A 13,240-nucleotide genomic window follows, 5' to 3' on the forward strand; every position below is an offset into this window, starting at 1 on the left:
GGCCCAAGGGAGGGTCTGAGTGACTCCGCAGGGCACGCTCCCCTACGGGCTACGCCGGACTTTTTCAACGCAATTCATTCAAGGTCAATAAATTCTCGGCCGACTTGGTTGTCTCTTTACGTTCTTTACCCTGCCTTGACCATTCCGTAGCTACGCGGGTAGCGCAACGTGATTGAGTTGTGCCTTGACTCGGACCAACTGGACTATTCGGGCAACGAGTTCGATATGCGGACGGTCCAGTGCCGAAATGTGTACATCCCGAGGGCGCAATCCAACGGTTCGGCATCGGATCGCGAAGATCCGTTGCGTGTTGCATCAAAGATCATCCGTCGGATGCGTGCATCCGGATGACGTGTCGCCCCATTGGGTCGGTCCGTGTGCGATATGCCCCCTTTGGATCGATATTGGCCCGTAATGGATCATTGCTCGATCAGCGGCCGGATCAGCGACCGGATCAGCAGCCCGATCAGCACCCGGACCGGCACCCGGAGGAGGCGCTCCATGCGCGAAGCCACGCACGCCAGATGGGCCGCATGCGCGGTGGTGCTCGCACTCGCGGCGGCGGGCTGCGGGAGCGGGGGCGGCAGTGCCGCCGACGGGGGCGCGGTGCTCAGCTCCTCGTGGACCGATCCGCAGAACCCGCTGGAACCCGCCAACACCAACGAGGTGCAGGGCGGCAAGGTGCTCGACATGATCTTCCGGGGGCTGAAGCGGTACGACCCGAAGACCGGCGAGGCCGAGAACATGCTCGCCGAGAAGTTCGAGACGACCGACTCGCGGAACTACACCATCACCGTCAAGGACGGCTGGACCTTCAGCAACGGGGAGAAGGTCACCGCCAGATCCTTCGTGGACGCCTGGAACTACGGGGCGAGCCTCAGGAACAACCAGAAGAACGCCTACTTCTTCAGCTACATCGAGGGTTACGACAAGGTCCACCCGGCGAAGGGCGAGCAGAGCGCCGAGACGATGTCCGGGCTGAAGGTGCTCGATGACCGGACCTTCACCGTCCGGCTCAGCCAGAAGTTCTCCAGCTTCCCCGACACCCTCGGCTACAACGCCTTCGTCCCGCTGCCCCGCGCGTTCTTCGACGACCACGCCGGCTGGCTGGCCAAGCCCGTCGGCAACGGGCCGTACGCCGTGGAGTCGTACACCAAGGGCTCGCAGATGCGCCTGACGAGATGGGACGCCTATCCGGGCCAGGACGCGGCCCGCAACGACGGCGTCACCCTCAAGGTCTACACGGACAACAACACGGCCTACACCGACCTGATGGCCGGCAACCTCGACCTCCTCGACGACATCCCGGCCCAGCAGCTCAGGAACGTCCGCAGCGACCTCGGCGACCGCTACCTCAACACCCCGGCCGGCATCATCCAGACCCTGGCCTTCCCCCACTACGACAAGGACTGGAACAAGCCCGGCTCGGTCAAGGTCCGCAAGGGGCTGTCCCGGGCGATCAACCGGGAGCAGATCACCCGGACCATCTTCCAGGGGACCCGCACTCCCGCCACCGACTGGACCTCGCCCGTCCTCGGCGCGGAGGGCGGCTACAAGAAGGGGCTGTGCGGTGAGTGGTGCGAGTACGACGCCGCCGCGGCGAAGAAGCTGATCGAGGAGGGGGGCGGGCTGCCCGGCGGGCAGGTGAAGATCACGTACAACGCGGACACCGGCTCCCACAAGCTGTGGGTGGACGCCGTCTGCAACTCCATCAACAACGCCCTCGGCAACGACCGGGCCTGCGTCGGCAACCCGATCGGCACCTTCGCCGACTTCCGGAGCAAGTCCACGACCCAGAAGCTCTCCGGGCCCTTCCGGGCGGGCTGGCAGATGGACTACCCGCTGCCCCAGAACTTCCTCCAGCCGCTCTACTACACCAACGCCTCCTCCAACGACGGCAAGTGGTCCAACGAGGAGTTCGACAAGCTGGTCGACCAGGCGAACGCCGAGACGGACGTCGCCAAGGCCGTGGAGACCTTCCAGAAGGCCGAGGAGGTCGTCCGGGACAACATGGCGGCCATCCCGCTCTGGTACCAGAACGGCAGCGCCGGCTGGTCCGAGCGGCTGTCGAACGTGGCCCTCAACCCGTTCAGCGTCCCGGTGTACGACCAGATCAAGGTCGGCTGAGCCCGCCATGGGGCAGTACGTCGTACGGCGCCTGCTGCAGATGATCCCGGTCTTCGTCGGGGCGACCCTGCTGATCTTCCTCATGGTGAACGTGATGGGCGACCCCGTCGCGGGCCTGTGCGGCGACCGGCAGTGCGACCCGGCGACGGCCGCACGGCTGAGGCAGGAGTTCGGCCTCGACCAGCCGGTGTGGCAGCAGTACCTGACCTACATGGGCAACGTCTTCACCGGGGACTTCGGTACGGCGTTCAACGGCCAGGAAGTCACCGAGCTGATGTCCACGGCCTTCCCGGTCACGCTCCGGCTCACCATCGTGGCGATCGTCTTCGAGATCGTCATCGGGATCACGCTGGGCGTCGTCACCGGCCTGCGCCGCGGCCGCCCCGTCGACACCGGCGTCCTCCTCCTCACCCTCGTCGTGATCTCCGTCCCCACCTTCGTCACCGGCCTGCTGCTCCAACTGCTGCTCGGTGTGGAATGGGGCTGGATCCGGCCGTCCGTCTCCCCGGCCGCCCCCTTCGACGAACTGCTCCTGCCCGGCCTCGTCCTCGCCTCGGTCTCCCTCGCGTACGTCACCCGTCTGACCCGGACGTCCATCGCGGAGAACCGGCGCTCCGACTACGTCCGCACGGCCATCGCCAAGGGCCTGCCCCGGCACCGGGTCGTCACCCGGCACCTGCTGCGCAACTCCCTCATCCCCGTCGTCACCTTCATCGGCGCCGACATCGGCTTCCTCATGGGCGGCGCGATCGTCACCGAGCGGATCTTCAACATCCACGGCGTCGGCTACCAGCTCTACCAGGGCATCCTGCGCCAGAACACCCAGACCGTCGTCGGTTTCGTGACGGTGCTGGTCCTCGTCTTCCTCCTCTGCAGCCTGGTCGTCGACCTCCTGTACGCCGTACTCGACCCGAGGATCCGCTATGCCTGACCAGCCGTTCCCCTCCGACGGGACGATCTCCGGCGGCGCCACGGCCGGCGCGATGCACCTGGCCGCCAGTGAGGCGGAGGCCCTGGAGCGGCCCCTCGGCGGGCGGGCGCCCGTGGAACCGGAGCCGGCGGCCGTCTCCGCCGAGCGACCCCGCAGCCTGTGGTCCGACGCCTGGCGCGACCTGCGCCGCAACCCGGTCTTCATCGTCTCGGGCCTGATCATCGTCTTCCTGGTCTTCGTCTCGCTGTGGCCGTCGGCGATCGCCTCCGGCAGCCCCCTCAAGTGCGACCTCGCCAAGTCCCAGCAAGGCTCGGCGCCCGGCCATCCCTTCGGCTACGACGGACAGGGCTGCGACGTCTACACGCGCACGGTCTACGGCGCCCGTACGTCCGTCGTGGTCGGTGTCTGCGCCACGCTCGGGGTCGCCGTGCTCGGCTCGGTGCTGGGCGCGCTGGCCGGCTTCCTGGGCGGGCTGTGGGACTCGTTCCTCTCCCGGATCACCGACATCTTCTTCGCCATCCCGGTCGTCCTCGGCGGCCTGGTCCTGCTGTCGGTGGTGACCAGCAACTCGGTCTGGCCGGTGATCGGCTTCATCGTGCTGCTCGGCTGGCCGCAGCTCTCCCGGATCGCGCGCGGCGCGGTCATCACCGCCCAGCAGAACGACTACGTCCAGGCCGCCCGCGCCCTGGGCGCCTCCAACTCCCGGGTCCTGCTCCGCCACATCGCGCCCAACGCCGTCGCCCCGGTGATCGTGGTCGCGACGATCGCGCTCGGCAGCTACATCGCCCTGGAGGCGACCCTGTCCTACCTCGGCGTGGGCCTGAAACCCCCGAGCGTCTCCTGGGGCATCGACATCTCGGCGGCCTCCCCGTACATCCGCAACGCCCCGCACGCCCTGCTGTGGCCGTCCGGAGCGCTGGCGATCACCGTCCTCGCGTTCATCATGCTCGGCGACGCGGTGCGCGACGCCCTGGATCCGAAGCTGAGGTGACGGCGTGATGGTGTGCACGGTGACGTGGTGCGCGCCCCGAAGGGGCGCGGGGCCGGGTCGACGCGCGGCTTCCGCCGTACCGGCGCGACCCGCCGCGACGGAGCCGCGGACGAGGCGGCCCGTTGTGGCACCCCCAGCGGAGCGCATGGTGCGCGACGCCCCGACCCGAAGCTGAGGTGAGCCGGCGCATGCTGCTCGAAGTGCGGGATCTGCACGTGGAGTTCAGGACCCGGGACGGTGTCGCGAAGGCCGTCAACGGGGTCAGCTACGCCGTGGAGTCCGGCGAGACCCTCGCCGTGCTCGGTGAGTCCGGCTCCGGGAAGTCCGTCACCGCGCAGGCGATCATGGGCATCCTCGATATGCCGCCCGGCCGGATCACCGGCGGCGAGGTCCTCTTCCAGGGCAGGGACCTGCTGAAGCTGAAGGAGGAGGAGCGGCGCAGGGTCCGCGGCGCCGAGATGGCGATGATCTTCCAGGACGCGCTGTCCTCGCTGAACCCCGTCCTCACCGTCGGCGACCAGCTCGGCGAGATGTTCGTGGTGCACCGGGGGATGTCGCGCAAGGACGCCCGCGCGAAGGCCGTCGAGCTGATGGACCGCGTGCGCATCCCGGCCGCCGGGGAACGCGTCAGGCAGTACCCGCACCAGTTCTCCGGCGGTATGCGCCAGCGCATCATGATCGCGATGGCCCTCGCCCTGGAACCCGCCCTCATCATCGCCGACGAGCCCACCACCGCCCTCGACGTCACCGTCCAGGCCCAGGTCATGGAACTGCTCGCGGAGTTGCGGCGCGAGTACGCCATGGGGCTGATCCTCATCACCCACGACCTCGGCGTGGTCGCGGACGTCGCCGACCGGATCGCCGTGATGTACGCGGGCCGGATCGTCGAGACGGCTCCGGTCCACGACCTCTACAAGGCGCCCGCCCACCCATACACCCGAGGCCTGCTGGACTCCATCCCGCGCCTGGACCACAAGGGCCAGGAGCTCTACGCCATCAAGGGCCTGCCCCCCAACCTCATGGACATCCCGCGGGGCTGCGCCTTCCACCCCCGCTGCCCGATGGCCCGGGACGTGTGCCGCACCGACGTACCTCCGCTGAGCGAGGTCTCCGAAGTGCGGGGCAGCGCCTGCCACTTCTGGAGGGAGTGCCTGAATGGCTGAGGCGATTCTGGAGGTCAGCGGCCTCGTCAAGCACTACCCGCTCACCCGGGGCGTCCTGCGCAGAAAGGAGATCGGCTCGGTCAGGGCGGTCGACGGCGTCGACTTCACCCTCCACCGCGGCGAAACCCTCGGCATCGTCGGCGAGTCCGGCTGCGGCAAGTCCACGGTCGCCCGGATGCTGGTCAACCTCGAACGGCCGACGGCCGGCGCGATCAAGTACAAGGGCGAGGACATCACCAGACTGTCCGGCCGCGCCCTGAAGGCCGTACGGCGCAACATCCAGATGGTCTTCCAGGATCCGTACACATCCCTCAACCCGCGGATGACGGTCGGCGACATCATCGGGGAGCCCTACGAGATCCACCCCGAGGCGGCCCCGAAGGGCGACCGGCGCAGGAGGGTGCGGGAGCTGCTGGACGTGGTCGGTCTCAACCCCGAGCACATCAACCGCTACCCGCACCAGTTCTCCGGCGGCCAGCGCCAACGCATCGGCATCGCCCGGGGGTTGGCCCTGCGCCCGGAGATCATCGTCGCCGACGAACCGGTCTCCGCCCTCGACGTCTCCGTCCAGGCCCAGGTCATCAACCTGATGGACCGCCTGCAGAACGAGTTCGAGCTCTCCTACGTCTTCATCGCCCACGACCTGTCGATCGTCCGGCACATCTCCGACCGGGTCGGGGTGATGTACCTCGGAAGGATCGTGGAGATCGGCAGGGACGCGGAGATCTACGACCACCCCACGCACCCCTACACCCAGGCGCTGCTCTCCGCGGTCCCCGTCCCCGACCCGGAGGCCCGCGCGCACCGCGAGCGCATCATCCTGGCGGGCGACGTCCCGTCCCCGACGAACATCCCCTCCGGCTGCCGTTTCCGCACCCGCTGCTGGAAGGCCCGGGACCGCTGCGCCCAGGAGGCGCCGGCCCTCGCGGTGCCGCCGCACCTCGCCGATCCGGCCGGGCCCGCGGCGCACGACTCGGCCTGTCATTTCGCCGAGGTGAAGCGGGTGGTGCTGCCCGAGCCGGCGCCATAGCCGTACAAACGCACCCGAATCGCGTTAACACGCAGGCAACTTCATCGACCCGGTCCCGATATACGGACGCGTCAGGCTGTACAGCGTACGGCCGTGCGGGTGCCGTAAACGGACCGGGGTGCGCCATGTCACCCCGGTCCGTTGCTGTGCGGCATCGGCTCGGGTTTCGACGAGTGCGCCGATCAGCGGGCGGCCGAGGGGCAGGACGGCATCACGGTCTTCGCCGCGTGGCCGGCCGTCGGCGGCTGCTCCTCGCCCTTGCCGCGGTGTTGCGCTACTGGAAGACCGGTGTCGCCCACCTCCTGCTCACCGGTCTTCCGCTCGTGGCCGTCCTCGGCCGGTCGGTCGACTGACCGGGCCGAGGGGCTCAGTTCAGTCCCAGTGACCGCTTCAGGAAGTCCACCTGGAGCAGCAGCAGGTTCTCCGCGACCTGCTCCTGCGGGGTCATGTGCGTCACCCCGGACAGCGGCAGCACCTCGTGCGGCCGGCCGGCGGCCAGCAGGGCTGAGGACAGCCGCAGGGCGTGCGCGACGACCACGTTGTCGTCGGCCAGACCGTGCACGATCATCAGCGGCCGGTGCGGCTCGGCGGGGGAGGAGAGGCCGTCGTCCGTGATGAGCGAGCTCTTGGCGTACGACTCCGGCTGACCGGCCGGGTCGCCCAGGTAGCGCTCCGTGTAGTGGGTGTCGTAGAGGCGCCAGTCCGTGACCGGCGCGCCCGCGATGCCCGCGTGGAAGACGTCCGGGCGGCGCAGCACCGCCAGTCCCGCCAGCCAGCCGCCGTACGACCAGCCGCGGATCGCCACCCGGGACAGATCGAGGGGGTGCGACTTGGCGAGGTCCTGGAGCGCGTCGACCTGGTCGTCGAGCGAGACCGTGAAGTCACCGCGCACGGCCTTCTCCCAGGCGGGCGAGCGGCCCGGCGTACCGCGCCCGTCCGCGACGACCACGGCGAACCCCTGGTCGGCGAACCACTGCGAGGTCAGGTGGGCGTTGTGCGCGGCGACCACCCGGGGGCCGTGCGGTCCCCCGTAGGGATCCAGCAAAACCGGGAGCGGGGTGTCACCGGCGTAGTCCCGAGGCATAAGCACGGCGCACGGGATGCGGCGTGCGCCCCCTTCGGTGAGGGTCACGCGCGGGGTCAGACCGGGATCTTCGGCATGCGACGGGACCGCCGCAATCGGCTTTCCTTCGCGCAGGACCCGTACCCGAGACCCGGGCCGGTCGAGGGTGTGGGACACCAGCACCGTCACGCCCCCCGCGCGCACCGCGGAGTGCACGCCGGGCTCCTGTGACAGGCGCTCCACGCCGAGCTCGTTCACCCGGTACACATGCACCTCGCCGATCTCCGGATCGGCCGCCGCCTCACCGGCGGACGCCGAGATCAGCACGTCGTCGTCGGAGACGTCCAGCACCGCGCGGACGTGCAACTGCGGTCCTGTCAGCGGGCGTTCGCCCACCGCGAGCACCCGCGCGCCGCCCTCGTCGGCGATCCGCACGAGCTGCCCGGAAGGGGACCAGCAGGGCACCCCAGGGAAAAGATCCAGCCATTGTGGATCTTCGTCCGCGTGCACCATCCGGGTGGCCCCCGTCGCCGTGTCCACGGCCAGGAACAACTGGCTGCGCTGGTCCCGCGCCTGGACGAGAACCAGCGGCGCACCCGCCGCTGACCAGTGCACTCGCGCCAGATAGGGGTACCGCGCCCGGTCCCACGAGACCTCCGTGCGTACCCCGTCCAGACCGATCACGAACAGCCGTACGTCCGCGTTCCCGGTGCCCGCCGCCGGGTACGCGACCCGCCTCGGCTCGCTCTCCGGACGCGCCGGATCGGCGATCCACCACCGGCGCACCGGCGTGTCGTCCGCGCGCGCCACGAGCAGCCGGTCCGACTCCGGACCCCACCAGAAGCCTCGATGGCGCCCCATCTCCTCGGCCGCGATGAACTCGGCCAGTCCATAGGTGACCCCGTCCGACTCCGGCTCGGCGAGCGCACGGTCGCCCGCCCCCTCGGCGCCCACCACCCGCAGGGCGCCCTGCGCGACATACGCGACGTGCCGTCCGTCGGGGGAGGGGCGCGGGTCGATCACCGGTCCGGGGACCGGGAGTTCGCGTGCCGTGCCGGCTCGCAGCTCCGCCGTGAAAAGCCGCCCTGACAAGGCAAAAGACGCCAACTCGACGGCGCTGTCGGTGGCGTGGGAGACGATGCCGGCGCCGGCCTCACGGCTGCGTTCGCGCCGCGCCCGCTCCTCCGGCGAGAGGTCCTCCGACGCACCGCCCAGGAGGGCGCGCGGGTCGGCGGCCACGCGCTCCCCGCCGTCCGCGGTGTCGAGGACCCAGAGCGAATTCGCCGGGTCCGTGCCGGAGGTGGAGCGCAGGAACGCGACACGGCTGCCGTCGGGCGCCACCGTGAACGCGCGCGGCGCGCCGAGGGTGAACCGCTGGGTGCGGGCGTGCCGTCGGGGGAAGGACACAGGCTCGGTCGTCATGCCCCGACCATATTGGCCAGTGCGCCCCCTTGTGCGGCTGTGCGCCGATCGATGCGCACGCCCGGATAGTTATGATCACAACCGCATAGTGGGTATGAACCCGCTGGCTGCTGCATGGATTTATCTGCCCCCATAGTCCGACCCCCCGCGCCTGGGATTCTTGGAGGTGAGCCGCCGTGGCACTCTCGATTTCGGCGGTGGTGCTGCTGGCGATCATCGTCTTCCTGCTGATCAAGAAATCAGGGCTGAAGGCCGGCCACGCGGTCGTCTGCATGCTGCTCGGTTTCTACCTGGCGTCATCCACCGTCGCTCCCACCATCAGCGAGCTCACGACGAACATCGCGGGCATGATCGGCAGCATCAAGTTCTGAGCAGCGCCGCGCGCCGCTGTCGGTGCCGCCTCGTAGGGTGGGCTCCATGACGGAACTGCCATCCCCCACGCTCTTCGAGCAGGGGGGAACCCCATCGCGCTTCGCGCGTCGTCTGCTGCTCGTGCACGCGCACCCGGACGACGAGTCGATCAACAACGGCGCGACCATGGCCAAGTACGCGGCCGAGGGCGCCCGGGTGACCCTGGTCACCTGCACCCTCGGCGAGCACGGCGAGGTCATTCCCCCCGAGCTCCAGCACCTGACCGGCACCGAGCTGGGCGAACACCGCCTGGCCGAGCTCACCGCCGCGATGCGCGAGCTCGGCGTCGAGGACTTCCGTCTCCTCGGCGCCAAGGGGCGCTACGAGGACTCGGGGATGATGGGCATCGCCGACAACGACGACCCGGCCTGCCTGTGGCGGGCGGACGTGGACGACGCGGCCCGGGCTCTCGTCGAGGTGATCCTGGAGGTACGCCCCCAGGTGCTCGTCACCTACGACCCGGACGGCGGCTACGGGCACCCGGACCACATCCAGGCCCACCGCATCGCCATGCGCGCCGCCGAGCTGGCCGCCGAAGCGGGATGGCGGATCCCCAAGATCTACTGGAACCGCGTCCCGCGCACGGTCGCCGACGAGGCCTTCGCCCGGCTTCAGGCGGAGCTGCCCGGACTGCCCTTCGGCAAGGCCGCCACCGTCGAGGACGTACCGGGTGTCGTCGACGACGAGCGGATCACCACCGTGATCGACGGCACCGCCCACGCCACCGCCAAGGCAGCCGCGATGCGCGCCCACGCCACCCAGATCGAGGTCGCGCCCGGCGAGCGGTACTTCGCGCTCTCCAACGAACTCGCGCAACCCCTCTTCACCACCGAGTACTACGAGTTGGTGGGCGGGGAGCCGGTCCCGGCGCGGACGGAGTCCGACCTGTTCGCGGGTGTCCCTTTCGAGGAGGCGTCATGAGCTCGATGCTCGCGCAGCCGCTGAAGCTGAAGCGGCCTTCCGCCCTGCGGGCCCTCGCCCACCTCGGGCTCTTCCTGCTCGGCGCCGTGGTCGCGGTGGCCGGGGCGCTGATACAGCCCGCGTGGTTCCCGGGCGGTCTGCTCCTGGCGCTCGCGGGCGAGGCCGGGCTCTGTCTCGGCGGCGCCCGCGCGACGGCCGGCCGGGCCGGTGCCGTCGCACCCGCCGGCGGCTGGATGATCACCGTCATACTCCTCACCGCCAGCCGCCCCGAAGGGGACTTCCTCTTCGGCACGGGCGCCACCTCCTACCTCTTCCTGCTCGGTGGCATGGCGGTGGCTGTGATCTGCGCCACCCTCGCCCCGGTGCGGCAACCGGGCGACGACGGCGTCCGACTTGGCAATTGACGTACCACTTCTCCACGCCGCACTCGTGCGAGTCCCGTGTGGGTTTCCCTGGCGGTCGTGGGATACGGGCCAGAAGTGGCCAGTATGGTGGTGCGCGCCGCCGAGCCGCCCGAAGCAGTGAGGTACGGGCGGCGGAGCCAACCGGGAGAACCTGCCTTGAGTCGTGAAACTGACACTCCGTCCACCGGGCCCAACGGGCACGGCGGAGCCGCATACCCCTCGGGCACGCCGCCGTACGGGACCCCCATGGCTTCCGACAGCGGTGCGGACGCGGGTCGTTCGGCCACGCAGCCGGAGGAACGCAAGACCGAGACCACGCTGACGACCCGGATCCGGATCAACATCCCCGGATCGCGGCCCATTCCGCCGGTCGTCGTGCGCAAGCCCGTGGCCGAGGCCGAGAGTGCCGGGGCCGTCGCGGACACCGAGCCGCCGGCGCCGTCCGCGCCCACCGCCACGTCCACGGGCACCGTCGAGACTCCGGCCGAGCCCACGGGGCAGGCGGAGGAGAAGACGAGCGACTGGTTCGCGCCCCGCAAGTCCTCGGCGGGCAAGGGCGGTCAGGGCGGTCCGCCCAGCAACGGGGCCGGTCTGCCCGGCGGTTCGGGCCCCGGGGGCGGCGGTCCCGGTGGTGCGGGTGCGGGTACGGGTGCCGGGGCTTCCGGCGCCGGTGCCGGTGCGCCCGGCGGTGCGCGTCCCGGTGCCGGCCGGCCCGGTGGCGTGGTCGGTTCGATGAGCGTGCCCGGCGGTTCCCGCCCCGGCGGTACGGCGGGCGCGGGGCTCCCCGGCGCGACCGGCGGCCCCGTGGCTCCCGGGCACGGCGGCGGCACCGGTTCCTTCGACGTGACCGAGGCACTGGCGGCGAGCTCGCTGGGCAACGGAAACGGCAACGGCAACGGTTCCCGTCCCGGCGCCGAGACACGCCGTGACGACCTGCCGTACTTCTCGGAGAACGGTGGCCAGAACGGCCAGAACGGCCAGAACGGCCAGAACGGTCAGGACGGCCCGAACGGCCCGAACGGATTCGGCGCACAAGGCGGCCCCAAGAGCCCGAACGGCTTCGGCGCTTCCGCCGACTTCACCGCCCCGAACCCCTTCGACGCCGCAGGCGACTTCAGCACCCCCAACGGCTTCGACGGCTCCGGCGACTTCAACGGGCCGGACTACGGCGGCCCGAACGGCCGAGGCGGGCAGGGCGGCCCGCAGGGTCCCGCGGGCCCGACGACCGGTCCGGTCACCGGTGACGGTCCGGCGGTGCCGCCGATCGCCGGCGGCGGTCCCGGCGGCTCCGGTACGCGGGGGCGTCCGGGCGGTCCGGGCGGCTCCGGCGCTTCCGCAGGTCCGGGCGGACCGGGCGGTTCGGCTGCCACCGGGATCTTCACGGGTCCGGGTCGGCCCGGCGGTCCCGGCAGTGGTCTCGGCGGTGGGCCCGCCGGTCCGGGTGGTCCGGGAGGCCTGGGTGTCTCCGGTGGTCCCGCCGGTCCGGGCGGTGGCCTGAGCGACGACACCGCGATCCTCACCCCGCAGAAGCCGGCCCCCGAACCCGGCACCCCGCACTACGGCGGCGTCGCCGACAACGTCTCCGGCCACACCGTCACCAGCGGCATCCCCGTCGTCCCCCCGGGCGCCCAGAACGGTCCCTTCGGCGCGGGCACCACCGACGCACCGGCGCCGCACACACCCCCGAAGCTGCCCGAGCCGGGCTCGTCGGACGGCCCGGCCTCGCGCGCGCCCAAGAAGAAGGGCCGCAACAAGCTGGCGCTGGTCGGCGGCGGAGTGATCGTCCTCGCGGGCGGCGTCTACGGCGCCGGCCTGCTGATGGCCCACTCCGACGTGCCCAAGGGCACGAGCGTGCTCGGCGTCGACATCGGCGGCGGCACCCGGGACGAAGCGGTCAAGAAGCTCAACGACGCCTTCGACGAGCAGGTGAACAAGCCGCTCAAGCTGTCGGTCGGCGGCAAGACCGTCACGCTGGAGCCGGACAAGGCCGGGCTGCAGTTCGACATGCAGCAGACCGTCAGCAAGGCCGCGACCAGCGACTACAACCCGATCTCCGTCATCGGCTCGCTGTTCGGCCAGGAGCGGGTCGTCGACCCGGTCATGCCCACCGACGAGGAGAAGCTGCACGCAGCCCTGCAGGAGGTCTCCGGCGGTTCCGGCTCGGTGACCGAGGGCACGGTCTCCTTCAAGTCCGGCAAGGCGGTCGCCGTGTACGGCAAGGCCGGCCAGGGCATCGACGTCGCCAAGTCGACCACGGCGGTCGAGGAGGCGTACCGCAGCCAGGTGGAGACGGGTACGTCCGCGGCGGTGCGGGTCGCCACGACCACCCAGCAGCCGACGATCACGAACGCCGAGGTCGACCGGTTCATGAAGGAGTTCGCCGAGCCGGCGATGGCCGACAAGGTCACGATCCAGACGGACGCCGCACACAGCATCCAGTTCGGCTCCCTGTCACTGCCGAAGATCCTCGGCGCCAAGGCCGTCGACGGCAAGCTCGTCGACACGTACAACCTGCAGGCGCTCAAGGAGGCGTACGGCGCCACCTTCAACGGTGTGCAGATCAACGGCGCGAGCGGCAAGCGTGACGTCCTGCCGGAGGACGTGGCCTCCGCCCTGCGCAAGGCCCTGCGCGGCAAGTCGGCGGCGGAACGCACCGTCACCATCGACACCAACCCGAGTTAGCACAGCCGCTCCGGGCAGGGGGCACCCGGCGATCGCCGGGTGCCCCGCGGTCGTCGTATGACATCTGTCATCCGGCAGTCAGGACCGCCGACACT

At 70.5% G+C, this 13,240-nt stretch carries 11 protein-coding genes; 10 read left to right on the forward strand and 1 reads right to left on the reverse strand.

The genetic code is table 11. The annotated features are described in order from the left end of the window. Positions 1-501 precede the first annotated feature (501 nt). The 6 genes from ACIBAG_RS24050 (at position 502) to ACIBAG_RS24075 (ending at position 6,595) form a co-directional block, all read left to right on the forward strand. Complete coding sequence (locus ACIBAG_RS24050) at positions 502-2,127, forward strand: ABC transporter substrate-binding protein (RefSeq protein ID WP_399107549.1); 1,626 nt, start codon at positions 502-504, stop codon at positions 2,125-2,127. A gap of 7 nt (positions 2,128-2,134) precedes the next feature. Then, positions 2,135-3,058 (forward strand): ABC transporter permease, encoded by a 924-nt coding sequence (locus ACIBAG_RS24055; protein WP_399107550.1) that lies wholly within the window; start codon positions 2,135-2,137, stop codon positions 3,056-3,058. Then, positions 3,051-4,049, forward strand: a complete 999-nt coding sequence (locus ACIBAG_RS24060) for an ABC transporter permease (RefSeq protein ID WP_399107551.1) — start codon at positions 3,051-3,053, stop codon at positions 4,047-4,049. The genes ACIBAG_RS24055 and ACIBAG_RS24060 overlap by 8 nt, the downstream gene beginning before the upstream one ends. Positions 4,050-4,237: 188 nt before the next feature. Continuing rightward, positions 4,238-5,212 carry an ABC transporter ATP-binding protein gene (locus tag ACIBAG_RS24065; protein WP_399107552.1) on the forward strand — a complete coding sequence of 325 codons (975 nt, stop codon included), beginning with the start codon at positions 4,238-4,240 and terminating at the stop codon, positions 5,210-5,212. Continuing rightward, complete coding sequence (locus tag ACIBAG_RS24070) at positions 5,205-6,242, forward strand: ABC transporter ATP-binding protein (RefSeq protein WP_399107553.1); 1,038 nt, start codon at positions 5,205-5,207, stop codon at positions 6,240-6,242. Before ACIBAG_RS24065 ends, ACIBAG_RS24070 begins: the two co-directional genes overlap by 8 nt. A gap of 227 nt (positions 6,243-6,469) precedes the next feature. Beyond that, positions 6,470-6,595, forward strand: coding sequence for a hypothetical protein (locus ACIBAG_RS24075; protein ID WP_399107554.1), 126 nt, complete (start codon positions 6,470-6,472; stop codon positions 6,593-6,595). Between the two features lie 14 nt (positions 6,596-6,609). Here ACIBAG_RS24075 and ACIBAG_RS24080 read toward each other — a convergent pair whose 3' ends face one another. Then, positions 6,610-8,727 carry a prolyl oligopeptidase family serine peptidase gene (locus ACIBAG_RS24080; protein WP_399107555.1) on the reverse strand — a complete coding sequence of 706 codons (2,118 nt, stop codon included), beginning with the start codon at positions 8,725-8,727 and terminating at the stop codon, positions 6,610-6,612. Positions 8,728-8,903: 176 nt separating this feature from the next. Here ACIBAG_RS24080 and ACIBAG_RS24085 point away from each other — a divergent pair, with 176 nt between their 5' ends. From ACIBAG_RS24085 to ACIBAG_RS24100, 4 genes are all read left to right on the forward strand, one after another. Continuing rightward, positions 8,904-9,098 (forward strand): hypothetical protein, encoded by a 195-nt coding sequence (locus ACIBAG_RS24085; protein WP_019755516.1) that lies wholly within the window; start codon positions 8,904-8,906, stop codon positions 9,096-9,098. A gap of 46 nt (positions 9,099-9,144) precedes the next feature. Continuing rightward, positions 9,145-10,059: an N-acetyl-1-D-myo-inositol-2-amino-2-deoxy-alpha-D-glucopyranoside deacetylase gene (gene mshB / locus ACIBAG_RS24090; protein WP_399107556.1), complete on the forward strand. Its 915-nt coding sequence runs from the start codon at positions 9,145-9,147 to the stop codon at positions 10,057-10,059. After that, the gene (locus tag ACIBAG_RS24095; protein ID WP_399107557.1) at positions 10,056-10,463 is read left to right on the forward strand and encodes a DUF6113 family protein; all 408 of its coding nucleotides are present in this window, start codon (positions 10,056-10,058) and stop codon (positions 10,461-10,463) included. The genes mshB and ACIBAG_RS24095 overlap by 4 nt, the downstream gene beginning before the upstream one ends. A 246-nt stretch (positions 10,464-10,709) precedes the next feature. Then, entirely contained in the window at positions 10,710-13,145 is a 2,436-nt protein-coding gene (locus ACIBAG_RS24100) for a hypothetical protein (RefSeq protein WP_399107558.1), read from the forward strand. Positions 13,146-13,240 lie beyond the last annotated feature (95 nt).

The sequence above is a fragment of the Streptomyces sp. NPDC051243 genome (genome assembly GCF_044455405.1).
Taxonomy (GTDB): Bacteria; Actinomycetota; Actinomycetes; order Streptomycetales; family Streptomycetaceae; genus Streptomyces.